The sequence below is a fragment of the Streptomyces sp. NPDC060000 genome (genome assembly GCF_042737375.1).
Classification (GTDB): Bacteria; Actinomycetota; Actinomycetes; order Streptomycetales; family Streptomycetaceae; genus Streptomyces.
Genome location: NZ_JBHWUU010000004.1, coordinates 28,683 through 51,787 on the forward strand (window position 1 = coordinate 28,683; position 23,105 = coordinate 51,787).

Annotated in this window: 14 protein-coding genes; 8 read left to right on the forward strand and 6 right to left on the reverse strand. The window is 70.7% G+C overall.

Translation table 11 applies throughout. The annotated features are described in order from the left end of the window. Window positions 1–53: 53 nt before the first annotated feature. The 4 genes from ACFWBB_RS03840 to ACFWBB_RS03855 all read right to left on the reverse strand — a co-directional run bounded on the left by ACFWBB_RS03840 (window position 54) and on the right by ACFWBB_RS03855 (window position 9,515). Window positions 54–3,482 carry a hypothetical protein gene (locus ACFWBB_RS03840; RefSeq protein WP_385266523.1) on the reverse strand — a complete coding sequence of 1,143 codons (3,429 nt, stop codon included), beginning with the start codon at window positions 3,480–3,482 and terminating at the stop codon, window positions 54–56. Between the two features lie 3 nt (window positions 3,483–3,485). Next, window positions 3,486–5,669 carry a hypothetical protein gene (locus ACFWBB_RS03845; RefSeq protein ID WP_385266525.1) on the reverse strand — a complete coding sequence of 728 codons (2,184 nt, stop codon included), beginning with the start codon at window positions 5,667–5,669 and terminating at the stop codon, window positions 3,486–3,488. Beyond that, window positions 5,669–8,221, reverse strand: coding sequence for a DUF6603 domain-containing protein (locus ACFWBB_RS03850; protein ID WP_385266528.1), 2,553 nt, complete (start codon window positions 8,219–8,221; stop codon window positions 5,669–5,671). The genes ACFWBB_RS03845 and ACFWBB_RS03850 overlap by 1 nt, the downstream gene beginning before the upstream one ends. A gap of 736 nt (window positions 8,222–8,957) precedes the next feature. Next, on the reverse strand, window positions 8,958–9,515 hold the full coding sequence (locus tag ACFWBB_RS03855) for an NUDIX domain-containing protein (protein WP_385266531.1): 558 nt from the start codon (window positions 9,513–9,515) through the stop codon (window positions 8,958–8,960). Between the two features lie 90 nt (window positions 9,516–9,605). Here ACFWBB_RS03855 and ACFWBB_RS03860 point away from each other — a divergent pair, with 90 nt between their 5' ends. The 5 genes from ACFWBB_RS03860 to ACFWBB_RS03880 all read left to right on the forward strand — a co-directional run bounded on the left by ACFWBB_RS03860 (window position 9,606) and on the right by ACFWBB_RS03880 (window position 16,327). Further along, the gene (locus ACFWBB_RS03860; protein ID WP_385266533.1) at window positions 9,606–10,301 is read left to right on the forward strand and encodes a class I SAM-dependent methyltransferase; all 696 of its coding nucleotides are present in this window, start codon (window positions 9,606–9,608) and stop codon (window positions 10,299–10,301) included. Between the two features lie 22 nt (window positions 10,302–10,323). Continuing rightward, window positions 10,324–11,976, forward strand: coding sequence for a phytoene desaturase family protein (locus ACFWBB_RS03865; protein WP_385266536.1), 1,653 nt, complete (start codon window positions 10,324–10,326; stop codon window positions 11,974–11,976). A gap of 54 nt (window positions 11,977–12,030) precedes the next feature. Then, a complete protein-coding gene (locus tag ACFWBB_RS03870) occupies window positions 12,031–13,140 on the forward strand; it encodes an NAD(P)H-dependent flavin oxidoreductase (protein ID WP_385266538.1) in 1,110 nt (369 codons plus the stop codon). Beyond that, window positions 13,137–14,690 carry an acyl-CoA synthetase gene (locus tag ACFWBB_RS03875; protein ID WP_385266541.1) on the forward strand — a complete coding sequence of 518 codons (1,554 nt, stop codon included), beginning with the start codon at window positions 13,137–13,139 and terminating at the stop codon, window positions 14,688–14,690. Before ACFWBB_RS03870 ends, ACFWBB_RS03875 begins: the two co-directional genes overlap by 4 nt. A 140-nt stretch (window positions 14,691–14,830) precedes the next feature. Then, window positions 14,831–16,327: an acyl-CoA synthetase gene (locus ACFWBB_RS03880; RefSeq protein WP_385266543.1), complete on the forward strand. Its 1,497-nt coding sequence runs from the start codon at window positions 14,831–14,833 to the stop codon at window positions 16,325–16,327. Window positions 16,328–16,442: 115 nt separating this feature from the next. Here ACFWBB_RS03880 and paaK read toward each other — a convergent pair whose 3' ends face one another. After that, window positions 16,443–17,744, reverse strand: coding sequence for a phenylacetate--CoA ligase PaaK (gene paaK, locus ACFWBB_RS03885; RefSeq protein WP_385266545.1), 1,302 nt, complete (start codon window positions 17,742–17,744; stop codon window positions 16,443–16,445). A 178-nt stretch (window positions 17,745–17,922) separates the two neighbouring features. Here paaK and ACFWBB_RS03890 point away from each other — a divergent pair, with 178 nt between their 5' ends. Both ACFWBB_RS03890 and ACFWBB_RS03895 read left to right on the forward strand, forming a co-directional pair. Then, window positions 17,923–18,792, forward strand: a complete 870-nt coding sequence (locus ACFWBB_RS03890) for an alpha/beta fold hydrolase (protein ID WP_385266548.1) — start codon at window positions 17,923–17,925, stop codon at window positions 18,790–18,792. Between the two features lie 62 nt (window positions 18,793–18,854). Next, a complete protein-coding gene (locus tag ACFWBB_RS03895) occupies window positions 18,855–20,363 on the forward strand; it encodes an esterase/lipase family protein (RefSeq protein ID WP_385266550.1) in 1,509 nt (502 codons plus the stop codon). Window positions 20,364–20,418: 55 nt separating this feature from the next. Here the strand turns inward: ACFWBB_RS03895 and ACFWBB_RS03900 are convergent, their stop codons facing one another. After that, a complete protein-coding gene (locus ACFWBB_RS03900) occupies window positions 20,419–22,023 on the reverse strand; it encodes an acyl-CoA synthetase (protein WP_385266553.1) in 1,605 nt (534 codons plus the stop codon). Between the two features lie 173 nt (window positions 22,024–22,196). Between ACFWBB_RS03900 and ACFWBB_RS03905 the strand changes: the two genes are divergently transcribed. Next, complete coding sequence (locus ACFWBB_RS03905) at window positions 22,197–22,997, forward strand: crotonase/enoyl-CoA hydratase family protein (RefSeq protein WP_385266556.1); 801 nt, start codon at window positions 22,197–22,199, stop codon at window positions 22,995–22,997. Window positions 22,998–23,105: the final 108 nt, after the last annotated feature.

The window sequence follows — 23,105 nt, forward strand, 5'->3', positions numbered from 1 at the left end:
GTGCTCCTGGTGGGGGCGAGGAAAGGGACAGGCAGAGCCGGAGCTGCGCGCGGTCAGCCCGCGCCCTCCCGGCTTGCTCCCGCCGCGTCGTCGAGCACCATGAATCCGGTGCGGATCCGGGGCCGGGTTCCCTGGGGCCAAGTGGTGGGGTCGGGTGCGGACATGGGTGAACGGGGCCAGTTGTCGCCCTCCCGTTCGGTCCATGACCAGGCGCCGATGGCCGTTGCCGGGTGCGGGGCCAGCACGGTGTCCGGTCCGGAGGTTCCCGGCTCGACCGGGGCGAGCATGGGGCCCGCTCGGAAGGCCACCGCCATGGCTGCGAGCGCCTTGTCGGTGAATTCCTGCGGTACGAATACCGAGCGCACCGGTAGGAGGTCGGTCGTCGCGTGCACCGCCGCCCGCGTGTCCAGCAGCAGCGTCACCCCGGTGCGGGTCCCGTCGAACGACAGCTTCAGCCGTTCCCCCGTACCGATCGACCTGAGGTAACCGTCCTCGTTGGTTTCCAGAGCGGTCTCGATATGGTCGTAGCCGTCTCCGCGCACATATCCGATCAGACCGTCGTCGGTCTGGGCGGCTTCCCCGAGCCGTACCCGCCACTGGTAGCTGCCCAGTTGCGGTGTGGGCTGGTCGAAGATGGTGCGCCAGTGCACGTCCTTTCGGGCGGGACCACTCAGTTCCAGGGCGATCTCAGCCCGTACGAGGGCGATGGGGCGTCCGAAGAGGTAGGCCAGGGAGGTGTCGTCCGGGCCGTCCGGGTCGATCACGGCGAGCGCGTGGTCCAGGTATTTGCGCAGCGCGTCGAAGCCGGACGGCCCCTGCCTGCGCACTCCGCAGAGGAAGCCGTGGGTGTGGGGGGAGAGAGGGGCGAGGTCGTCGAGGTGGAGGATGGGTGAGCCGGGCAGAGGGTTCCATTCGATGGTTCGCCGGCCGCCCGCGCCGACCACCTCCCGGATGTCGCCGAGCGCCGCGCCTTCGGGTCCGTAGCAGGCGATCGACTGGTCGAGCCGGTTGTGGATCAGCCAGGAGCACACCGGGTTCGCTCCGGGCGTGACATCGACGTCCTGGCCGGTCTTGTCGTCCACGAAGTGGAAGGTGAGCCGGCCGGGTTGCAGCAGCCGTGGTGACAGCTGCGCGAAACGGTCCTGTTCGATCTCCCCGACCTCTGCGTCGGGGACGAACGTATTGGGCCTGGCGTAGTCGAAGTGGCGCGGATTGTCGATGAGATTGACAGCGCGCCCGAACCGGTCGACGACGGCGAGGCGGGTGAACTCCATCTGCCCGGAGCGCAGTTCCTGGAAGGCGCTGTCCTCCCAGTCCTCCCATTCCTCCTCGGGGTAGTTGCCGGGCCGTGGCCTTCCCTGGTCACCGTCGCCGATGAGCGCGCCGAGCGTGCCGTCGGGCCGCAGCCCCGAGCCGGTGATCCGCTGGCTGATCTGTGCGGACAGCCCGTCCAGGCGCTGCGACAGTTGGTCAACCGTGCGCAGCTGGGAGCGCAGGGAGCGGATCATCTCCGGGTCCAGGTCGGTGCGGCCGTTGGCGTACGTGGCGAGCCGGCCCTCCAGCTGGTGGCCGCTGGTGGGGGTGAGGACCTGCCGGCCGGAGACCTCGATACGTTGCGTGATGGTGCCGTTGCCCGTCCAGCGGTAACGCCCCTCACAGTCGAACCACCAGTTCTCGGTGCCGTCCGGCTCCTGGAAGGGAATCGCCACGTAGTTGGCCTTCCAGGTCAGATACAGCGGCTGCCAGGGCTGACTCCAAGGTTCGGTGCCGTACTCGGGCAGTGCTCCCTGTGCCCCGCCCAGGTCGACGCCTTGGGCCAGGGCGCGGTCCAGGATGAAGAACTCGGCCAGCAGTCTGGGGACGAGCGCGGGCAGCCCGGCCGTGTTGACCCGGTCGACGTCCCCGGCCACGGTCAGCTCGGTGATCGGCCCAACGGCCTTGACCAGGCGTTCTTCGGTACGGCATGGGAGAAGCGTGTCCCGGTCCAAGGGGGCGTGCAGGCGGGCGCCGCGCAGCAGGAGGACCGGGTCGGTGGATTCCTCGTACGGGTCGAGGGGGACGCGCTGCAGGACCCGGGCCGAGCGCATGCCGTGGCCGGCCGCGTACTGGCGTGCCTGCGTCTCGAGCTCGCCCTGGTCCATTGACCAGGGCAGCTGGGTACGCAAGTGGTTGACGCGGGAAGTGAGGGTGGCGACCTGGTGGGCGGGGGAGTCCGCCACATCGAGGTCGAGCTTGCTGTCGATCTGCTCGGTGAAGAAGGCGGGCTTTTGGTGCAGCTTGTTCAGCGACCAGAGGTGGAAGAGGTACTCCTGGGCGTCCCGCAGTTTGCCTTCCTCCGCGTGCAGCTCACGCTGCTTGATGTTGAGGTCGGCGACGATGTCCGCTTCGGCGCGGCGCTCGCTCGCCGCCTCGACGGCGGAGAGGGAACCTGCGGTGTCTGCTGCACCTCGGTCCACCACGCGCCAGGCGAAGCCGCCGGGTGTCGGGCCGAAGCCCGAATGCTGCGCCGCCCGCTCGGGGAACAGCGCCCCGTCACAGCGGTCAAGCTGCTCCAGGCAGCCCAGCGCGAACGCTTTGAACAGTTCGGTTTCGTCCGCGTCCAGCGCCCCGGTGCCGCCGTAGTGTGCTTCCAGCGCGGCGCACGCCTCGGCTGTGGAGTTCCCGATGGCCACGACCACCTCGTCGGGATGCGGATTTTCCCGCGGGGGGACGGGGCCGGCCGGCTTCCAGTCGATGCCGAGCACCGTGCCCGCGTACAGGGAGCGCGACGGGGTGCCGTAGCCGGAGGGCAGAATCCACTCCAGCTCGTCCATGAGGTCGCCGAACTGCCCCTCGCTCCGCAGGATGTCGCTGTCCTCCTGGGCGTACCAGCCGATCACCCGGTAGCTGACCCGGGCGTCGGCGGTGACATCGTCCAGGGTGTCGTGGAGGGAGAAGACATCGGTGTTGTAGGGCTGGTAGACGGAGAAGGCCAGCAGGCCGGGGCCCAGGGCGGTGAGAAACGGCTCGCGGCGCTCGTCCGGCTCGTGCCAGGGTGCGGTGGCGGTGAGCTCGTGCTTGCGGCCCAGCCGGGTCGGGGTGGCGGTGGAGGTGTGCGGGTCGAGGGAGGAGACGGTGCCGGTGGCGCCGATGTGGTCGCTCTCGACCAGCCAGCTGCGGATGCCGTCGTCCCAGCGGCGGGTGACCAGCCACCTGTTGGGCACCAGTGGGAAGTCACCGATACCGTCATCGGTCTCCCGGCCACGTGCCAGTGCGGACGGCAGCTGCCACATCACATAGGCGCCGAGCCGCTCCGGGCGGTCCCGCCACGGTTCCGGGCTTGTGAACGGGTCGGGCTCCGGTGTGGTGTTGCGGGAGCCGAAGGTGAGGAAGCTGGCCTGCCAGCGGTGCATGACGTAGGAGTCGTCGGTGTCGCGGACCTGGGGGTTCACCGCGAACGCGGCGACCTCGACGGGCACCACCAGGGTGTCGTTCAGGGCCATGGGTTACAGCGTCCCTTCGGTGGGCTCGGCGGATCCGGCGGACGCGAAGGAAGGGTCCGGCCGGAAGTCCTGGAGCAGCGGGGCCTTGACCATCTGGAGCGCGAACTGGGCCGAGGTCAGTTCCGGTACGCCGTGGGCGGCGGCCAGTGCCGGGGCGAGACGGTTCTTGATGTCGAGGACGTCATGTCCGCCGGGGCGCAGGAACTGCCCGTAGCCGCTGCCGTCCGAGGGGAACTCCTCAAGCCCCTGGCCGACCGGGGGAACGATGGAACGCAGTTCTGTGCCGTCGTTGTTCAGCCCGAAGTGCAGGCCCTGCGGCGGCTCGGCGAGGGTGAGCCGGTCCACCACCTCGTCGTACAGCAGGATCAGCAGGTCCTCGCCGAGGATCTGCTGCCGCAGCGGCTGGATCACGTGACCCTGGCTGAACGCGGTGATGATGATGTGGGGCCAGTGGGGCACGAGCTCGGATCGGATCAGCACCCCCGATGCGGGCTGTGGGGTGCCCCGCATCTCCCGCGCCAGGCTGTTGAGGTCCGCGTCCAGGGCGTGCCCGACGCCGACGCTCAGAGCCCCGTCGATTGCCGCGTGGATCCATCCGGCGTCGACGTGGAAGAACTTGAGCGACTCCTGCGGCAGAAACCCCTCGTCGGGCACGAGGTGCCCGAACGGCACCATCTCCAGTTTCGTCAGCCGGGTCAGCCACGCACTCACGGGCTCCAGCTGTGACCGGACGGCTCCGGCCAGCACCGTACGGATGGAGGTGTCAGCGACGCCGCTGCGCAGCCGGGTCGAGCTCAGCTGCGCGGGCGCCGCGGCGCGTGGCGCCGGCCGCCGGCCTGCGGCCTTGACCTCGCTGCCCGGCCGGGCGAGCGTCCGGGCGAGTGGGCCGTTCTCCCCCAGCAGCCGGTCGAAGGCGCGCTGCGCGACACGGGTGCCGGCCACAGCGGCAGCATCCGGCTCGGCGACGGTGCTGAGCTCGGGGAAGGCCAGCAGCCTGCGTGTCGTCTGCCGCGCCGCCTTGCGGAACGCCAGCAGCGCGCTGCGGAACTCGCTGTCGGCCAGGGCGAGCCCCCGCCCCAGGCTGAACGCGGCCGCGTACGCCGTGTCGTACAGGCCCAGGTCCTCCACGTACACCAGACCCTCGCCCGCAGAGTCCAGCCGGACGCCCCTGCCCTGCGGCAACGGGTGGGCGGGGGCGGCCGTGAAGGGGCCCCGGTAGAAGCCGACCGTGGCCTCCCCGGACTCGAGGTTCTGCGGCAGCACGGTGCCGCCCTGTTTCAGCAGGGCCAGCGCGAGCGGCACGTCGGAGGAGCCAGGCAGCGGGCCGTGGCGCAGCAGCGGATCGGGGTCTGCCGCCAACCGTCTGGCGATCGCTCCGAATCCGATTCTCCCGTTGTCGGTCGAGGTGAACGCCCAGGAGTGCAACGAGATCAGCCGCAGCCCCTCACTGGGGGGCGGAGTCCTGTTGTCCAGATAGTCCTCGAAGCCGTCGAGCGAGACGAGGTGTGCGACCTGCATGCCGCTGGTGCTGGGGAAACGGCCGGCAACCAGCACCGCCTTGAGGTCGTTCTCGTCGGGCGGCGGGTCGGCGCCCACTACGCGGGTGGCGTCCGGCGGGCCGCCTTCGCGAATGTGTGACAGCATGCCCAGTTCGTATGTGGCCGGGCAGATCGCGGTGAACAGTGGGCCCGGCACCAGGATGCTGGTGACGGTCATCTCCCGCTCATCGTCATACAGCTGCGGGTCGAAGACGGGCGGGCGGCCTTCACCGGCCTGACCGGCGGCGAGTTGGGCGGCTGTGGAGACCTTCACCTGGCCCACGGCCGAAGGGTCCTCAGGCAGTTCGCCGGCCCTGAAGACCAGCAGTGCCAGCCAGGGGGCACCCTTGACGGCCCCGCGCAGCATGTAGAGCCAGGGGAAAGCGGCCCGGGTGAGGGTGATGTGCGGCAGCAGCTGCGCGTACTCGCCTTCCGCACCCGGCAGCGGGTAGCAGGCTGCGACATCCCCGGGCAGCAGCTGAAGCCGCGGCTGACGCACCTCGAAGACCTGCTCCAGATTCGGCAGCAGGTCGTCGCCGACCCGGTCGTCACCGGTGACGGTGTGGTCGACCGTGATGGTGTGCCGCCCTGCGTACAGCGGGGGCAGCCGGTAGTCGAAGAACCGTGTCCGGTGTCCGGGCTCCGCCATCAGATCTCTCCCTCAGGTGTCGTGGCGCCTGCAGCGATCAGCAGCGGCTCCGCGGTGAAGAGGCTGGTCACCGCCTCGGCGTAGCCGGGCAATTCGGCCTGGGCGCCGCCGGTGGCCAGGCCCAGGCTGTTCATCAGCGCGTGCACCTTGGTGCGGGCGGCTTGTCGTTCGACGGAGTTCACGGTCGCCGCGATCCGGCCGACGACCCCGCCGGGCCGCGTCGCCCCCGGGACCAGCGGCCGGTCGTCGACGCTCATCGGTGCCACACCGTCCGGGTGGTTGGGGTCGAATTGGAAGGTTTCCTCGCCGATGTAGCCGGTCGATGTGCCGTAGTCGGTCTCGGGCGAGGTGAGGGTCACTCCGGTGAGGTGCTTCTCCAGCCCCTCGCCGTGCTCGGGGTCGCCGCTGTCGTCCCACAGCTGCGGCGGCAGCACGGTGTACTGCGGCACGGGCTTCCAGCCCGTGAGGTCGACCCGCTGGTCCTCCAGGGTGACCTGGACGCGCTGGCGGACGCTGAGTCCTCGCACCCCCATCGGGTGGACGCCGAAGGTCCGCCCGTCGATGGTCTCGTCGCTTCCGGGGGTGGCGAGTTCGATGCGGCTGAGCGGCACCTGGGTGTCGGTGCCGAAGGTGAACCCGGACGCCTTCACCAGCCAGTCACCGTTCCCCGGGCTGTCGGTGTCGCCTTCGGTGATCAGGCCGTCGCCGGGCCGCAGCCGTGCCCGGGCACCCGGCTCGGGCAGCATCCGGCGGGTTTCGGGCCAGTCCAGTTCCTTGTCGCCGGATCCGCGCCGTGACTTGCCGAAGCCGATGGTGAAGGAGATGAACCACACCTTCACCCGGGCCTCGCCGCCGGTCGGCGGCCCCCAGATTCTGAGTGTCACGCCGACTTCCAGACGTACGGTAATCCGTACGAAAAGCACCTTGACCGAGCCTTCGACCCCGATGGACAGCGACATGCCCACATCGATGTAAAAGGGATTCCACTCGATGAGTACGTCGACCGTTGCGGTGCACCAGGCTTTGACGACCCCGGACTTGTAGCGCACATCGAGACCGCCGCCGGCCATCGCGGCACGTGGGGTGAGGGCGAAGTAGGCGTTCCCGGAAATGGTGACCGCGCCACCGAGCGACCAGTCGAAGCCGATCCTGGGCAACTGCGGATAGTGCGCGGGGGTGTGGTAACTGGGGCCGTATCCGCCCGCGCTGAAGACGAAGTCACCGGCCTTCGGGCTGTTGCCGAACCAGATCTTGAGGCCGACGCCACCACGCAGTCTGCAGTTCTCATCGATGAGGAAGGAACTCGGGCTGAGGGCGGTCGCCAGGGTCAGCTCACCGGCATTCGGCTTGACCACCAGCTGAAGGCCGGCTTCGATCCGGGCGTACTTCTTGTCACCGCTCTTCGGGAACGACGTCCCGGCCGTGCCCAGCAGCGCGACAGTGAGGTCCGCACCGGCCTGCACCAACGCCATCGCACTGCCGTCGATCAGTTCGCCGATGGTGAAGGCGAGCCCGGCGGCCGCCCACAGCTCACCCTGCCGCGGGGTGATCCACGGATCGGCGCCGCCGGTCAGCGTGGTCAGGATGCGCACCGGGTCGGTCTCGTCCCCGCCGATCGCCGAAGGGTCGTGGAGCGCCTGCAGGAACGGGAAGGTGGACAGATCTCCGAGCCCCGGTGTACGCAGGCGGCTGTTCCAGCCGAACCCGGCCGCGACCCCGCGCAGACGGAACGCCGGGATGCCGATGCCCGGTTCCGCGCCGAGCGCGGCGAAACCGAAGAACGAGGCGTCGGTTCCGGAGCGAGGGAAGACCACGGCGCCCGTACCCATGCCGTACAGCCCGCGCTTTCCGCTCGTTCCCCCGCCCAGAGCGAAGGTCAGCAGTCCGCCGACCACTGCTCGATAAGGGTCTGCGTGCGGCTGTACCTGCAGCGCGCCCGCAATCGTCAACGGGTCCTTCTCGTAGACGACCTCGATGCCGCTCTCGCCATCCAGCGACCCGCCCGGCAGCCACGCCACTCCCGGCCCAGTGGGCTTCGGCGGATTGAGCACCGCGAAGCCGTCCTTCACAGGCACCGCCCGGCTGCGCGGGGACAGCCGGGGATAGGCGTGCTGCGTATACGGCACGGGCGCGGAAACCATCTTGGGGCGGCCGAGCCCGTCGGCAGCACCGGACGCATCGGTAGTCATGGGGAGGGGCGCGCTGACCGGCACCACGCTCCCACCCGGCAGCACCAGCCAGAGGCCGGCGGGCAAGGAACCCGTGCACGGCAGGCCCAGTGCCTCGACCTGGCCGGCCGCCAGGTCCGAGAGCGTGGCAAGGACACATCCGCCGGGAACAGGCACGACGAGAGCCTGCGCTCCGTTCCGGTCCAGAACGCCGCCGTCCGCGGACAGACCTCCCAGCGCCAGGGTGAACCCCTCGTGGTTCCCCCGGAAGGAGAGACCGGTCACCGGCGGGGTGGGCAGCGTGGGCAGGGCATATCCGTACAGCCGGGCGATCTCGTTCACCTCGATGCCCGGCAAGGCGACGGCCAGGGCGAACCCGGCCACCTGTCCATCCGGACACTCGAACTCAGCCCGTCCTATGGCGGGTTCGGTTCCGAGCTTGAGCGGCAGCCGTCCGGAGACCCACAGCCGGGCCGTGTCCCCGTCCTCCCGGGCCAACCGCAATGTGCCGTCAGGGAGGAGCGGCTCAGCGCCGCCGGCCGGTCCCAGCCCGCTCAGCGGAAGGGTGATCAACCCCGTGGCGTCGCCTTCCAGTACCTCGTGTAGAGCACTTTTTTGCATGGCGATGGACCTGCCCCTCATAGGTGGTCAATAGGTTCCAGCGGCAACTGCGAACGGGGCGGCGCATGCGCGGGAGCCGTCCCACCTGGGCTTCATGACTGAAAGTACTTGACTCAACACCTTGAGTGACAAACCAGGGGTTGAATCCAGCCGAATCACCAACGTCCGCCGTGCACCGGAACGACCGCGCCGGGTGCCGGTGCCGCAGCCCGCTCCAGCTGGGCCGGTTCGATCGGCAGCTCATCCGCCAGCGCCGCTAATGGCCAAGGTTCGCTGCCCGGAATACCCGAACGGGTGAGTCGTCTTGCCAGGCCGTATCGGGAAGCCTTAACTGCAGCTCGCGGCGGGCCGGGAGTACTCGCGACCTGCTCGCTCCGAACAGACAGCTCCAAAGCCAGGGCCATCGCAGTGACCGAACGGAGCATGGACGACCCCCGACGCGGGCAGAAGCTGCTCTTGTTCGGCCTAACGACAACTGCTGTGCCGACAGCCGGCTTGCCTAATGAACGGCGAGGAAGTGGTGGTGCAGGGGCGCGAAGGGCGAGTCGGGGTGGCGCAGGCCGAGCAGGATCCTGCCGTCGTGCTCCAGATAGAGGTGGACGCCGACGACGTTGAGGACGGTCTGCCGGGCGGGCGGCCGCGCCGGGGGGACGACGGGTGCGGCGCGGTGCCGGGCGAGCACCTCGGCCGCCCACGGCGCCATCGTCAGGTGAGCGGTGGTGGCCGCGTCGAAGAAGGCGAACATGATGCCCTCGGTGACGGGCAGCCGGGCGGGATCGCCGTCCCAACCGCCGATGAACACCTGGATGGTGTCGTCGACGACCGTGTACCGCGTCAGCCCGTCGAGAACGAGCCCCGTCTCCTCCAGCAGCTCGCGGGCGACGGCCTCCTCGGGTGTCTCGTCCCCCTCGCGGGCGCCCCCGGGCAGCGACCAGGTGCCCGGATCGCAGATCGGTCTGTGCGCGTCACGCAGATGGAGCAGGTACTGACCACGCCGGTTGAGCAGCAGCGCCGCTGTCCGACGAGGTTCGGGCCCGGGCTCCGGTTCGATGGTCATGCGTTCCACCTCGGATTCAACATGCGTGCACCGCCACGTACTTGAGGCCATCATGATCGTATGGGAGCCGGGAGCGCGTATCACGGGAAAATGGGTGAGGAGTTCGCCGCCCAGGTCACGAGGAGCGTCTACAACAGCTACACGGACCGTCCGGCCGTGCTGGGGCTGGCAGGTGACGTGAGCGGCCTGCGGGTGCTGGACCTGGGCTGCGGCGCGGGGCACTACGCAGCCGAGTTGCTGGAGCGGGGCGCGGCGACGGTCGTCGGCGTGGACGGCAGCGAGAGCCTGCTCCGCGCGGCGCGGGAGCGGCTCGGTGACCGGGCCGAGCTGCACCGCCACGACCTGGAGGAGCCGCTGGCCTTCCTGGCGGACGGGGCCTTCGACCTGGCCGTGCTGGCGCTGGTCTATCACCACGTCGAAGGCCGGGAACGACTGCTCGCCGAGATCCGGCGCGTGCTGCGGCCGGGCGGCGCCCTGCTCGTGTCCACCACCCATCCCACCGGCGACTGGCGGTACTGCGGAGGCTCGTACTTCACGGAGGACCGTGTCACCCTGCCGTTCGGCACCGGGCACGCCCTCAGCTACCGGCGGATGACGCTGGAGACGTTCCTCGGGGAGCTGCTCGGGGCCGGGTACGTGCTGGAGGCGCTGGTGGAGCCGCGGGCCACCGAGGAGGCGCGGGCGGTGGATTCCCGTCGGTACGAGAAGACCCACCGCACGCCGACCTTCCTCGCGGTTCGGCTGCGGTGGCCGGGAGTGGCCGTGACCGCCTCTGGCCGACCTTGATCGGCCCGTGTTACGAAGAACCATGCCTGCACACGAGGGACACCAGGGTCACCAGGGTCACCAGGGATACCAGGGACACGAGGATCGACCAGGACGACGTGCCTACGACGCCGTGATCGTCGGTGGTGGACACAACGGTCTGGTCGCCGCCGCCTATCTGGCCCGGGCCGGCCGGTCCGTGCTGGTTCTGGAACGGCTCGACCACACCGGGGGAGCCGCCGTCTCCACCCGGCCGTTCAGCGGCGTCGACGCCCGGCTCTCACGCTACTCGTACCTGGTCAGCCTGCTGCCGAGGAAGATCCTGCGGGACCTGGGGCTGGACTTCCGGCTCCAGGGCCGCACCATCTCCTCGTACACCCCCGTCGAGCGCGGCGGGCGGTCCACCGGGCTGCTCGTGGGCGGCGGCGAGGAGCGCACCCGCCGGGCGTTCGCCCGGCTGACCGGAAGCGAGCGCGAGTACGCGGCCTGGGAGCGCTTCTACGGCATGACAGGGCGCGTCGCCCAGCGGGTCTTCCCCACCCTCACCGAACCCCTGCCCACCCGGGACGAGCTGCGCCGCCGCGTCGACGACGAGGAGGCCTGGCGGACCCTGTTCGAGGAGCCCGTCGGTATCGCCGTCGAGGAGCGCTTCGCGGACGACCTGGTGCGGGGCGTGGTCCTGACCGACGCCCTCATCGGCACCTTCGCCGACGCCCACGACCCCTCCCTGAAGCAGAACCGCTGCTTCCTCTACCACGTGATCGGCGGCGGCACCGGCGGCTGGGACGTCCCGGTCGGCGGGATGGGCGCCCTGACCGACGCCCTCGCCACCGCCGCCCGGGACGCGGGCGCCGTCCTGGCCACCGGGCACGAGGCGGTACGCATCGACACGGACGGCCGCACGGCGGAGGTCAGCTACCGCACCGCCGAGGGTGAGGGCGTCGCCGAGGCCCGGCACGTCCTGGTGAACGCCTCCCCGCAAGCGCTCGCCGCCCTCACCGGCGACGAGCCGCCCACCCCCGCCGAGGGCGCCCAGCTCAAGGTGAACATGCTGCTCACCCGACTGCCGAGGCTGCGGGACAGCTCCGTCGACCCGCGCGAGGCGTTCGCCGGCACCTTCCACATCGCCGAGGGCTACGAGCAGCTCGCCGCCGCCCACGCCCAGGCGGCCGCCGGTGAGCTGCCCGCCGCCCCGCCCTCCGAGATCTACTGCCACTCCCTGACCGACCCCACCATCCTCGGACCGGACCTGGTGGCGCGGGGCTACCAGACGCTGACCCTGTTCGGCCTGCACACGCCCGCCCGGCTGTTCGCGCGGGACAACGACGCCGTGCGAGAGGAGCTCCTGCGGACGACCCTCGCCCAGCTCGAGGCCCACCTCGCCGAACCTCTCGCCGACTGCCTGGCCACCGACGCCGAAGGCCGCCCCTGCATCGAGGCGAGGACCCCGCTGGACCTGGAACGCGACCTCGGGCTGCCCGGCGGCAACATCTTCCACCGCGACCTGGCCTGGCCGTACGCCCAGGAGGGCACCGGCCGCTGGGGAGTGGAGACCCGGCACCCCAACGTGCTGCTGTGCGGGGCGGGCGCGGTGCGCGGGGGAGGGGTGAGCGGGGTGCCGGGCCACAACGCGGCGATGGCGGTGCTGGAGCGCCCGGCCGACGGCACGTCACCACGACGCACCCAAGGAATCTGACGGAGTATCAGAAAGAGGCTTCCGTCGTCGCACCGGCTGCGGCATCCTGCGCCCATGCAGACGGAGCTGAGCAAGCAACTGGGAGTCGAGCACGCCGTCTTCGGCTTCACGCCGTTTCCCGCCGTCGCCGCGGCCATCAGCCGCGCCGGCGGCTTCGGTGTGCTCGGCGCGGTCCGCTACACCGCACCCGACGACCTCAAACGCGACCTCGACTGGATCGAGGCCCATGTCGACGGCAGGCCCTACGGGCTCGACGTCGTCATGCCCGCCAAGAAGGTCGAGGGCGTCACCGAGGCCGACGTCGAGGCGATGATCCCCGAGGGTCACCGGCAGTTCGTGCGGGACACCCTCGCCAAGTACGGGGTGCCCGAGCTGGCCGAGGGCGAGGCGTCCGGCTGGCGGATCACCGGCTGGATGGAACAGGTCGCCCGCAGTCAGCTGGACGTCGCCTTCGACTACCCGATCCGGCTGCTGGCCAACGCCCTCGGCTCGCCGCCCGCCGACATCGTCGCCCGGGCCCACGAGCGGAACGTGCTCGTCGCCGCGCTCGCAGGGAGCGCGCGGCACGCGCTGAAGCACAAGGAGGCGGGCATCGACATCGTGGTCGCACAGGGCTACGAGGCCGGCGGCCACACCGGTGAGATCGCGTCCATGGTGCTCACCCCGGAAGCCGTGGACGCCGTCGCCCCCCTGCCCGTCCTCGCCGCCGGCGGCATCGGCAGCGGACGGCAGGTCGCCGCCGCCTTCGCGCTCGGCGCCCAGGGCGTATGGCTCGGCTCCCTCTGGCTGACCACCGCCGAGGCCGACCTGCACTCGCCCGCCCTCACCCGCAAGCTCCTCGCGGCCGGCTCCGGCGACACGGTCCGCTCCCGCGCCCTCACCGGGAAACCCGCACGTCAGCTGCGTACCGAGTGGACCGACGCGTGGGACGCCGGGGACGGGCCCGGCACCCTCCCCATGCCGCTCCAGGGCCTGCTCGTCGCCGAGGCCGTCTCGCGCATCCAGAAGTACGAGGTCGACCCCCTGCTCGGCACGCCCGTCGGCCAGATCGTCGGCCGGATGAACGAGGTCCGCAGCGTCCAGGCCGTGTTCGACGATCTCACCCGCGGCTTCGAGCAGGCCGTGGACCGCGTCAACCGCATCGCCGGAAGGAGCGGAATGTGACCAGCACACCCCCCGCGGGCTTCTGGGCCCAGGCGGCCCAGGATCCCGACCGCACGGTCCTGATCGCGCCGGACGGAGAGGAATGGACCGCCGGACGCCTGCACGCCGCCGCCAACCGGCTCGTGCACGGCCTGCGCGCCGCAGGTCTGGAACGCGGCGACGCCTTCGCCGTCGTCCTGCCGAACTCGGCCGAGTTCTTCACCGCCCACCTGGCCGCCACCCAGGCCGGTTTCTATCTCGTCCCGGTCAACCACCACCTGGTGGGCCCCGAGATCGCCTGGATCGTCTCCGACTCCGGCGCCAAGGTCCTCCTCGCGCACGAGCGGTTCGCCGACCAGGCGCGCCGGGCCGCCGACGAGGCCGCTCTGCCCGCCACCCACCGGTACGCCGTCGGCCAGGTCGAGGGCTTCCGGCCGTACGCCGAACTCCTCGACGGGCAACCGGAGTCGGCGCCCGCCGACCGCACCCTCGGCTGGGTCATGAACTACACCTCGGGCACCACCGGCCGCCCACGCGGCATTCGCCGTCCGCTGCCCGGCAAGCTGCCCGAAGAGGCCTACCTCGGCGGATTCCTCGGCATCTTCGGCGTCCGGCCGTTCGACGGAAACGTACATCTCGTCTGTTCGCCGCTCTACCACACGGCGGTGCTCCAGTTCGCGGCCGCGGCCCTGCACATCGGCCATCCGCTGGTCCTGATGGACAAGTGGACGCCGGAGGAGATGCTCCGCCTCATCGACACCCACCGGTGCACGCACACCCACATGGTGCCGACCCAGTTCCACCGCCTGCTGGCCCTCCCGGCGGACGTCCGGGCCCGCTACGACGTGTCGTCCATGCGGCACGCCATCCACGGCGCCGCGCCCTGCCCCGACCATGTGAAGCGGGCGATGATCGACTGGTGGGGCACCTGTGTGGAGGAGTACTACGCGGCCAGCGAGGGCGGCGGAGCCTTCGCCACGGCCGAGGACTGGCTGAAGAAGCCCGGCACGGTCGGGAAGGCCTGGCCCATCAGCGAGCTGGCGATCTTCGACGACGAGGGCGAACGGCTGCCGGCCGGTGAACTCGGCACCGTCTACATGAAGATGACGACCGGCGGCTTCGCCTACCACAAGGACGAGGACAAGACGCGGAAGAACCGCATCGGCGACTTCTTCACCGTCGGCGACCTCGGTGTGCTCGACGAGGAGGGCTACCTCTTCCTCCGCGACCGCAAGATCGACCTGATCATCTCGGGTGGCGTCAACATCTACCCCGCCGAGATCGAGTCCGCGCTGCTCGCCCACCCCGCCGTCGCCGACGCCGCAGCCTTCGGCATCCCGCACGACGACTGGGGCGAGCAGGTGAAGGCCGTGGTCGAACCGGCCCCCGGTCACGAGCCGGGACCCGCCCTCGCCGCCGCCCTCCTCGACCACTGCGCCGACCGGCTGGCCGGTTACAAGCGTCCCAGGAGCATCGACTTCATCACCGACATGCCCCGTGACCCCAACGGCAAGCTCTACAAGCGGCGGCTGCGGGAGCCGTACTGGGAGGGCCGCACGCGCCCCGTGTGAGCGCGGTCCACGAGCACCCGCCGCCGGCGCCGCGCCGGCGGCGGGTACGCCGGACAGCGGATACGCCGGCGGCGGGTGGTCCGCGGGCCCCGCGCCGGGCGACTTGACCTGCCCCGTTCGCCACCCGAGGATCATTGGTCATGACGCCCGGACATGGCAGCACGGTCGACGGGGTGCTGCGGCGCAGCGCCCGCCGCACCCCCGCGCGGGTCGCGGTGGAGTACCGCGACCGCACCTGGACCTACGAGGAACTCGACGAGGCCGTCTCGCGCGCGGCGGGCGTCCTGCTCGGCGAGGGTCTCGCGCCCGGCGACCGGGTCGGCGCCTACGGGCACAACTCCGACGCCTACCTCATCGCCTTCCTCGCCTGCGCCCGCGCGGGCCTGGTGCACGTCCCCGTCAACCAGAACCTGACCGGCGAGGACCTGGCGTACATCGTCCGCCAGTCGGGCAGCGCCCTGGTCCTCGCCGACCCGGACCTGGCCGGACGACTTCCCGGGGGTACGCGGCAGTTGGCCCTGCGCGACACCGACGGCTCACTCCTCGCCCGACTGCCCGCCACCCCCGCGTACGACGGCCCCGAGCCGCGCGCCGAGGACCTGGTCCAGCTGCTCTACACCTCGGGCACCACCGCTCTGCCCAAGGGCGCGATGATGACCCACCGAGCCCTGGTGCACGAGTACCTGAGCGCGATCACCGCCCTCGACCTGAGCGCCGGAGACCGTCCCGCGCACTCCCTCCCGCTGTACCACTCGGCGCAGCTGCACGTGTTCCTGCTGCCGTACCTCGCGATCGGCGCCACGAACATCATTCTGGACGCGCCCGACGGCGACCGTCTCTTCGACCTCGTCGAGGCGGACCGCGTCGACAGCCTCTTCGCACCGCCGACCGTGTGGATCGCCCTCGCCAACCGCGCCGACTTCGCGACCCGCGACCTGAGCGGGCTGCGCAAGGCGTACTACGGGGCGTCGGTCATGCCGGTGCCCGTCCTGGAGCGGCTGCGCGAACGCCTGCCCGGGCTGGGCTTCTACAACTGCTTCGGCCAGAGCGAGATCGGCCCGCTGGCCACGGTCCTCGCCCCCGACGAGCACAAGGGCCGGCTGGACTCCTGCGGGCGCACGGTCCTGTTCGTGGACGCCCGGGTCGTCGACGAGAACGGCGAGGACGTCCCCGACGGCACGTCCGGCGAGATCGTCTACCGGTCCCCGCAGTTGTGCGAGGGCTACTGGGACAAGCCCGAGGAGACCGCCGCGGCCTTCCGCGACGGCTGGTTCCACTCCGGGGACCTCGCCGTGCGCGACACCCACGGCTACTTCACGATCGTCGACCGGGTGAAGGACGTCATCAACTCCGGTGGCGTACTGGTCGCCTCCCGTCAGGTCGAGGACGCGCTGTACACCCATGACGGCGTGGCCGAGGCCGCCGTGATCGGCCTGCCCGACGAGAAGTGGATCGAGGCGATCACGGCCGTCGTCGTCCCGCGCGGCGAGGTCACCGAGGAGCAACTCATCGCCCACGCCCGCGAGAACCTCCCCCACTTCAAGGCACCGAAGCGGGTTCTGTTCGTGGACGAGCTGCCACGCAACGCCAGCGGCAAGATCCTGAAGCGGGAACTGCGCGAGCGGTTCGCCTCATGACGGCACGGACTTCATGACTGCCGATACCTCATGACTCCAGGTACCTCATGACTTCAGGTACCTCTTGGCTTTCGGTACCTCATGACCTCCGCGGCCGTCCTGCTCCCCGCCGCCGTCATGATTCCCGCGGGCGCAGGTCCGCGATCCGCTTGATCTTGCCCACCGAACGCTCCAGCGACTCCGGGTCGACGATCTCGACGGCCACCGACACACCGATGCCGTCCTTCACGGCCACCGCGATGGCGCGTGCGGCCGTGTCGCGGTCCTCGGGGGTGGCGTCGGGGCGGGCCTCCGCGCGGACCGTGAGGGCGTCGAGGCGGCCCTCACGGGTCAGCCGGAGCTGGAAGTGGGGCGCCACGCCCGGGGTGCGGAGCACGATCTCCTCGATCTGGGTGGGGAAGAGGTTCACTCCGCGCAGGATGACCAGGTCGTCGCTGCGGCCGGTCACCTTCCGCATCCGCCGGAAGACGCGTGCCGTGCCCGGCAGCAGACGGGTCAGGTCACGGGTGCGGTAGCGGACGACCGGCATCGCCTCCTTGGTGAGCGAGGTGAAGACCAGCTCGCCCTCCTCGCCCTCCGGGAGCACCTCGCCGGTGATCGGGTCGACGATCTCGGGAAGGAAGTGGTCCTCCCAGATGTGCAGGCCGTCCTTCGTCTCCACGCACTCCTGCGCCACCCCGGGACCGATCACCTCCGACAGTCCGTAGATGTCGACGGCGTCGATCGCGAACCGTTCCTCGATCTCCTGGCGCATCCGTTCGGTCCACGGCTCCGCGCCGAAGACGCCCACCCGCAGCGAGGTGGAGCGCGGATCGACGCCCTGGCGTTCGAACTCGTCGAGCAGTGTGAGCATGTAGGACGGGGTGACCATGATGATCCGCGGCCCGAGGTCCTGGATCAGCTGGACCTGACGGGACGTCATGCCGCCGGACGCGGGGATCACCGTACAGCCGAGGCGTTCGGCGCCGTAGTGGGCGCCGAGGCCGCCGGTGAACAGGCCGTAGCCGTAGCCGACATGGACGGTGTCACCGGGACGGCCGCCCGCGGCGCGGATCGAACGGGCCACCATGTCCGCCCACATGGACAGGTCGGCGTCCGTGTAGCCGACGATCGTCGGTCGGCCGGTGGTGCCGCTGGAGGCGTGGATGCGACGGACGCGGTCCCGGGGAACGGCGAACATCCCGTACGGGTAGTGCGCGCGCAGGTCGTCCTTGGTGGTGAAGGGGAAGCGGGACAGGTCGCCGAGGTCGCGGCAGTCGTCGGGGTGGACGCCGGCCTTGTCGAAGGACTCGCGGTAGAACGGCACGTTGGCGTAGGCGTGGCGCAGCGAGGCCCGCAGACGCTCCCGTTGCAGGGCGCGTAGGGCGTCCTCGTCCAGGCGCTCGCCCTCGTCCAGCGGATTCCTCGCGTCCGTCATGGGGCTTTCTCCCTCGTCACCCTCGCCGAACCGTGCCAATACGGGCGACCGGTCATTCGGTCGATCTTCCTCGGGATCAGTAATCCAGGCCCACGGGCCGCGGGCAAGAGGGCGGTCTCGCATTTCGCCCGGGAGAACCCTGTTGCGGGCCGGCGTGGCCGCCGCCGAAGATCGGGGCATGCCGACCTTCACCGCGCCGGACGGGACTCAACTCGCCTACCACGTGTGGGGAGAGGGCGAGCCGCTCGTCGTGCTGCCCGGCGGTCCCATGCGCGCCTCCGCCTACCTCGGCGACCTCGGCGGTCTCGCCGCCCACCGCCGGCTGGTACTCCTCGACCTGCGCGGCACCGGGGACTCCGCCGTCCCGGTCGACCCGGCGACGTACCGCTGCGACCGCCAGGTCGACGACGTCGAGGCACTGCGCGTCCGTCTCGGACGGGAGCGGATCGACGTGCTGGCCCACTCGGCGGGCGGCAGCCTCGCACTGCTGTACGCGGCCCGGTTTCCGCACCGGGTGTCCCGGCTCGCGCTGATCACCGCGACGCCGTGGGCGCTGGGCCGGCCGGCCCCGGTCGGGGACCGGCTGACGGCGGCGCGGCTGCGCGAGGACGAACCGTGGTTCGCCGCCGCGTTCCCCGCGTTCGAGGCGTGGCTCGCGGGCGAGGGCGATCCCGACTGGTCCGTCGTCGCGGCCTTCTTCCACGGCCGGTGGGACGACACCGCCCGCGCCCTCGAAGCCGCCACGGACGAGCAGACCAACGCCGAGGCGGAGGAACGCTTCTTCGGCCCTGACACCTTCGACCCGCCTGCCTTGCGCACCGCCCTCGCGAAGGTGACCGCCCCCGTGTTCGTGCTGGCCGGCGAGGTGGACGGCGGACCCCGGCCCGAACTGGCCCGGCTCGTCGCCGACGCGTTCCCGAACGCCGAGTTCGCCGTACAGCCCGGTGCCGGCCACTATCCGTGGCTGGACGACCCGCGGTGGTTCGCCGGACGCACCCTCGCCTTCCTCGACGGCGTCCCGGTCGCCGGTTCGAAGCCGCCCGAATAAACTGAGGGTGCCTCCACCAGCGAACCGTTGCCTTCCGACCCGTACGAGCCGCGGAGTGGGCCATGCCCGACCAGCCGAAGCTCCCCATCGTGTACGTGAGGGGATACGCGGGCGACACCTCGGGGATCAACAACGCCGTCCAGGACCCCTTCTACGGGTTCAACGAGGGTTCGACGCATGTGCGCGTCGGACCGGACGACAAGCCCGCGTTCCACCAGTTCGAGAGCCCGTTGCTGCGACTGCATCTCGACGAGGGCTACCAGATCCTGGTGCGGGGCGGCCAGGAGACGTACCTGGACACCCATGACGAGATCCCGTCCGGCAGCATCTGGATCCACCGCTTCTACGACGCCTCGGCGAGCACCTGGACCACGAAACCCAGGGAGTTCCGCCTGGAGGACGCGGCCCGGGACCTGCTCCGCCTCGTCAGGAGACTCAAGGAGAAGAGCGGCGCGCCACGGGTCCACCTCGTGGCCCACTCGATGGGCGGCCTCGTCTGCCGCTGCCTGATCCAGAAGATCCTCTCCGACGAGGGCGAGGACCCGGCGGACCACGTGGACAAGTTCTTCACCTACGGCACCCCGCACGGAGGCATCGCCTTCGACGTCGGGTCCGGCCTCTTCGAGCGGCTGATGGACGTCACCGGCATCAGCGGCGCCGACATCTTCGCCCCCCGGCGCATGTACGAGTACCTCACCCCGGACGCCCTGCGCAAGGACGGCGGCCCCCCTGGGAACTGGGACCCGCGGGAGATGCCCGAGGACACCTTCCCGCTGCACCGGGTCTTCTGTCTGGTGGGCACGGACCCCGCCGACTACGACGTCGCCCACGGCCTGTCCGCGCGAGCCGTCGGCGTGCGCAGCGACGGGCTGGTGCAGATCGACAACGCCCAGGTGCCGGGCGCGCAGCGGGCGTTCGTGCACCGCAGTCACAGCGGGGGCTACGGACTCGTCAACTCCGAGGAGGGCTACCAGAACCTGCAGCGCTTCCTCTTCGGGGACCTGCGGGTCCAGGCCGACCTGGTCGGCCTGCGGTTGCCCGGCGACGGCCGTGGAACCAGCTGGCAGGCCGAGGTGCGACTCGCCGTGCGCGGCCTGCCCAGTGTGATGCACGAACAGCTGGCCGCCCACTGGTGCCCGATCCAGCTGCCGGAGCCGCGCGGCGACGGCACGGCCGCGGATCCCGTCCCGCTGGCGGTGACGTTCCTCAACAGCGAGGCGCCCCGGCCCCCGGACAGTCCCACGCTGCGTTACGCACTGCACCTGCGGGTCCTGTCCCTGCAGGAGCGGGGCGGGATACTGCGCTTCGCCGACCACCTCGAACAGACCGCGGACTTCGCCGACGTCCTGGTCGTCGACGTCGGCCCCGCACAAGCGGGCCCGGGCGTCTGGGCCGTCTGGAACTCGGACCTCCCCGGCGCCATCTGGGAGCACCGGCCCACCGGCACGCCGTGCGGCGACGAGGACCCTGCCAGCGGCGTCTGGCAGGCCCACATCGCCCTTCCCGGGACGGCGGCGCCGATCCTGGGCCAGGGGGCGAGCGTCCGGCTGACGGTCACACCCTGGAGCTGATCCCCTGGCACCGAAGCCCCGGGAACGGCGTCCGGGCAGGTCGGGTCACGTCAGGTCACCGGTCCTCGGCGACCGCCACCTCCCGCGCCCACCGGTAGTCCGCCTTCCCGCTCGGCGAGCGGCGGATGGACTCGGTGACGACCAGTTGACGCGGGATCTTGTAGCCGGCCAGCCGGGAGCGGCAGTGACTGCGGATGTCCTCGAGCGAGGGCGCCGCGGCACCGTCGCGCACCTGCACGACCGCCGCCACATGACTGCCCCACGTCGGGTCCGGAACCCCGGCCACCAGGGCGTCGTACACGTCCGGATGGGACTTCAGCGCCTGCTCGACCTCCTCGGGGTAGACCTTCTCGCCCCCGGTGTTGATGCACTGCGAGCCGCGCCCGAGGACGACGACCACGCCCTCCTCGTCGACGGTCGCCATGTCACCGAGCAGCACCCAGCGTTCGCCGTCCTTGCGGAAGAAGGTCTCGGCCGTCTTCGCGGGGTCGTTGTAGTAGCCGAGGGGGACGTGACCGCGCTGGGCCACCCGTCCGACCTCACCCGCGGCGACCGGCTCGTGGGTGGCCGGATCGACCACCCGGGTCCGGGAGTTGACGCGCACGCGGAAGCCGCGCTCGGGCCCCGAGTCCTCCGTCGCCGTGCCGTTGAAACCGGACTCCGAGGAGCCGAAGTTGTTCAGCAGCATCGCGTTCGGCATCAGCGCCCGGAACTGCCGGCGGACGGTGTCCGACATGATCGCCCCGGACGAGGACACACTGAACACCGACGAGCAGTCGGTGCCGCGCAGCGGGCCCTCCAGGGCGTCGATCAACGGCCGCAGCATCGCGTCGCCCACCAGGGAGATGCTGGTGACCTTCTCCTTCTCGATCGTCCTCAGTACCTCCTCGGGCACGAACTTGCGGTGGATCACCACACGCTGACCGAAGTTGAAGCCGATGAAGGCGGTGAGGGTGGAGGTGCCGTGCATCAGCGGAGGGGTGGGGAAGAAGGTGATTCCCGTACCGCCGGCGGCGACCCGCTCGGCGATCTCCTCCGGCTTCTTCACCGGCTCTCCGGTCGGTGATCCGCCCCCGAGGCCCGAGAAGAACAGGTCCTCCTGACGCCACATCACGCCCTTGGGCAGGCCGGTCGTGCCGCCGGTGTAGATGATGAACTGGTCGTCGCCCGAGCGGGCCGGGAACCCGCGCTCGGGGGAGCCGCTCGCCTCGGCCTCCGCGAAGGAGGTGGTGCCCTCACCCGGCGGCCCCACCCGGATCAGGTGCCGCAGCGCCGGTGTCTGCGGCAGGGCCGCCGCCACCCGGTCCGTGAACTCCGCGTCGAAGACCAGTGCCACCAGGTCCGCGTCCCGGTAGAGGTAGACCAACTCCTCTTCCACGTAGCGGTAGTTGACGTTGACCGGCACGATCCGTGCCTTGAGGCAGCCCAGTACGGTCTGCAGGTACTCGACGCCGTTGTACAGATGCAGGCCGAGGTGCTCGCCGGGGCGGATCCCGCTGTCGAGGAGGTGGTGGCCGATGCGGTTGGCCGCGGCGTCCAGTTCCGCGTACGTCAGACGGCGCTCCGCGCCCGTGCCGGGGTGGTCGACGTACACGAGCGCCTCGCGGTCCGCCGCCACGTCGACGACCGACTCGAACAGGTCGGCAATGTTGTACTCCACCGCTCCTCCTGACCGGGGACCTGGTTCCCTGACGGTTCGTCGGTCATCTGAGCAAAGGGCGCGGCAAGTGGGAAGGGCTCACGCCAATAAATCTGACTGACTGTCAGAAAACCCTTGAACTGCCATCACGCCTCCTGCAACCTGTTCTCGTTCTTTCCGAGGGGAGATCTGTGATGGGCGGTACCGAACACCTCACCGTGCGGCGCGAGGGCGCCACACTGGTGCTCACGCTCAACAGGCCGGAGGCCAGGAACGCGCTCTCGATCGCCATGCTCGTCGGCCTGTACGACGGCTGGCTCGAGGCCGACGAGGACGACTCGGTCCGCTCGATCGTGTTCACCGGCGCGGGCGGCTCCTTCTGTGCCGGAATGGACCTCAAGGCCCTGGCCGGCCGGGGCATGGAGGGCGAGCAGTACCGCGACCGGCTCAAGGCCGACCCCGACCTGCACTGGAAGGCGATGCTGCGCCACCACCGCCCCCGCAAGCCGGTGATCGCAGCCGTCGAGGGGTACTGCGTGGCGGGCGGCACGGAGATGCTCCAGGGCACCGACATCCGCGTCGCAGGCGAGTCCGCCACCTTCGGCCTCTTCGAGGTGAAACGCGGTCTCTTCCCGATCGGCGGCTCGACGGTCCGGCTGCAACGCCAGATCCCGCGCACCCACGCCCTGGAGATGCTGCTCACCGGCCGGTCCTACACCGCCCGCGAGGCGGCCGGCGTCGGGCTGGTCGGGCATGTCGTCCCCGACGGCACGGCACTGGAGAAGGCGCTGGAGATCGCCGAACGGGTCAACGCGTGCGGACCGCTCGCCGTGGAGGCCGTGAAAGCGTCCGTGTACGAGACCGCCGAGCTGACCGAGACCGAGGGGCTCGCCGCCGAACTCGCCCGAGGCTGGCCGGTGTTCGACACCGCCGACGCCAGGGAGGGTGCCCGCGCCTTCGCGGAGAAACGACCGCCGCTGTACAAACGCGCGTAGCGCACCGCCGGGTGAGCGGTGACAAGCGCCGTTCGCCGTACCGCGGGTCCGTCGTGGCTGGTCGCGCCCACGCGGTGGAGCCGCACAGGTATCCGCCCCGCGCCCATG

What these genes read in the sequence shown, in the direction of transcription:
- ACFWBB_RS03840 (WP_385266523.1), bottom strand. Translation starts at nt 3,482, where the DNA reads ATGGCCCTGAACGACACCCTGGTGGTGCCCGTCGAGGTCGCCGCGTTC.
- paaK (WP_385266545.1), bottom strand. Translation starts at nt 17,744, where the DNA reads ATGACGGACGCGAGGAATCCGCTGGACGAGGGCGAGCGCCTGGACGAG.
- ACFWBB_RS03880 (WP_385266543.1), top strand. Translation starts at nt 14,831, where the DNA reads ATGACGCCCGGACATGGCAGCACGGTCGACGGGGTGCTGCGGCGCAGC.
- ACFWBB_RS03905 (WP_385266556.1), top strand. Translation starts at nt 22,197, where the DNA reads ATGGGCGGTACCGAACACCTCACCGTGCGGCGCGAGGGCGCCACACTG.
- ACFWBB_RS03845 (WP_385266525.1), bottom strand. Translation starts at nt 5,669, where the DNA reads ATGGCGGAGCCCGGACACCGGACACGGTTCTTCGACTACCGGCTGCCC.
- ACFWBB_RS03895 (WP_385266550.1), top strand. Translation starts at nt 18,855, where the DNA reads ATGCCCGACCAGCCGAAGCTCCCCATCGTGTACGTGAGGGGATACGCG.
- ACFWBB_RS03855 (WP_385266531.1), bottom strand. Translation starts at nt 9,515, where the DNA reads ATGACCATCGAACCGGAGCCCGGGCCCGAACCTCGTCGGACAGCGGCG.
- ACFWBB_RS03865 (WP_385266536.1), top strand. Translation starts at nt 10,324, where the DNA reads ATGCCTGCACACGAGGGACACCAGGGTCACCAGGGTCACCAGGGATAC.
- ACFWBB_RS03890 (WP_385266548.1), top strand. Translation starts at nt 17,923, where the DNA reads ATGCCGACCTTCACCGCGCCGGACGGGACTCAACTCGCCTACCACGTG.
- ACFWBB_RS03860 (WP_385266533.1), top strand. Translation starts at nt 9,606, where the DNA reads ATGGGTGAGGAGTTCGCCGCCCAGGTCACGAGGAGCGTCTACAACAGC.
- ACFWBB_RS03870 (WP_385266538.1), top strand. Translation starts at nt 12,031, where the DNA reads ATGCAGACGGAGCTGAGCAAGCAACTGGGAGTCGAGCACGCCGTCTTC.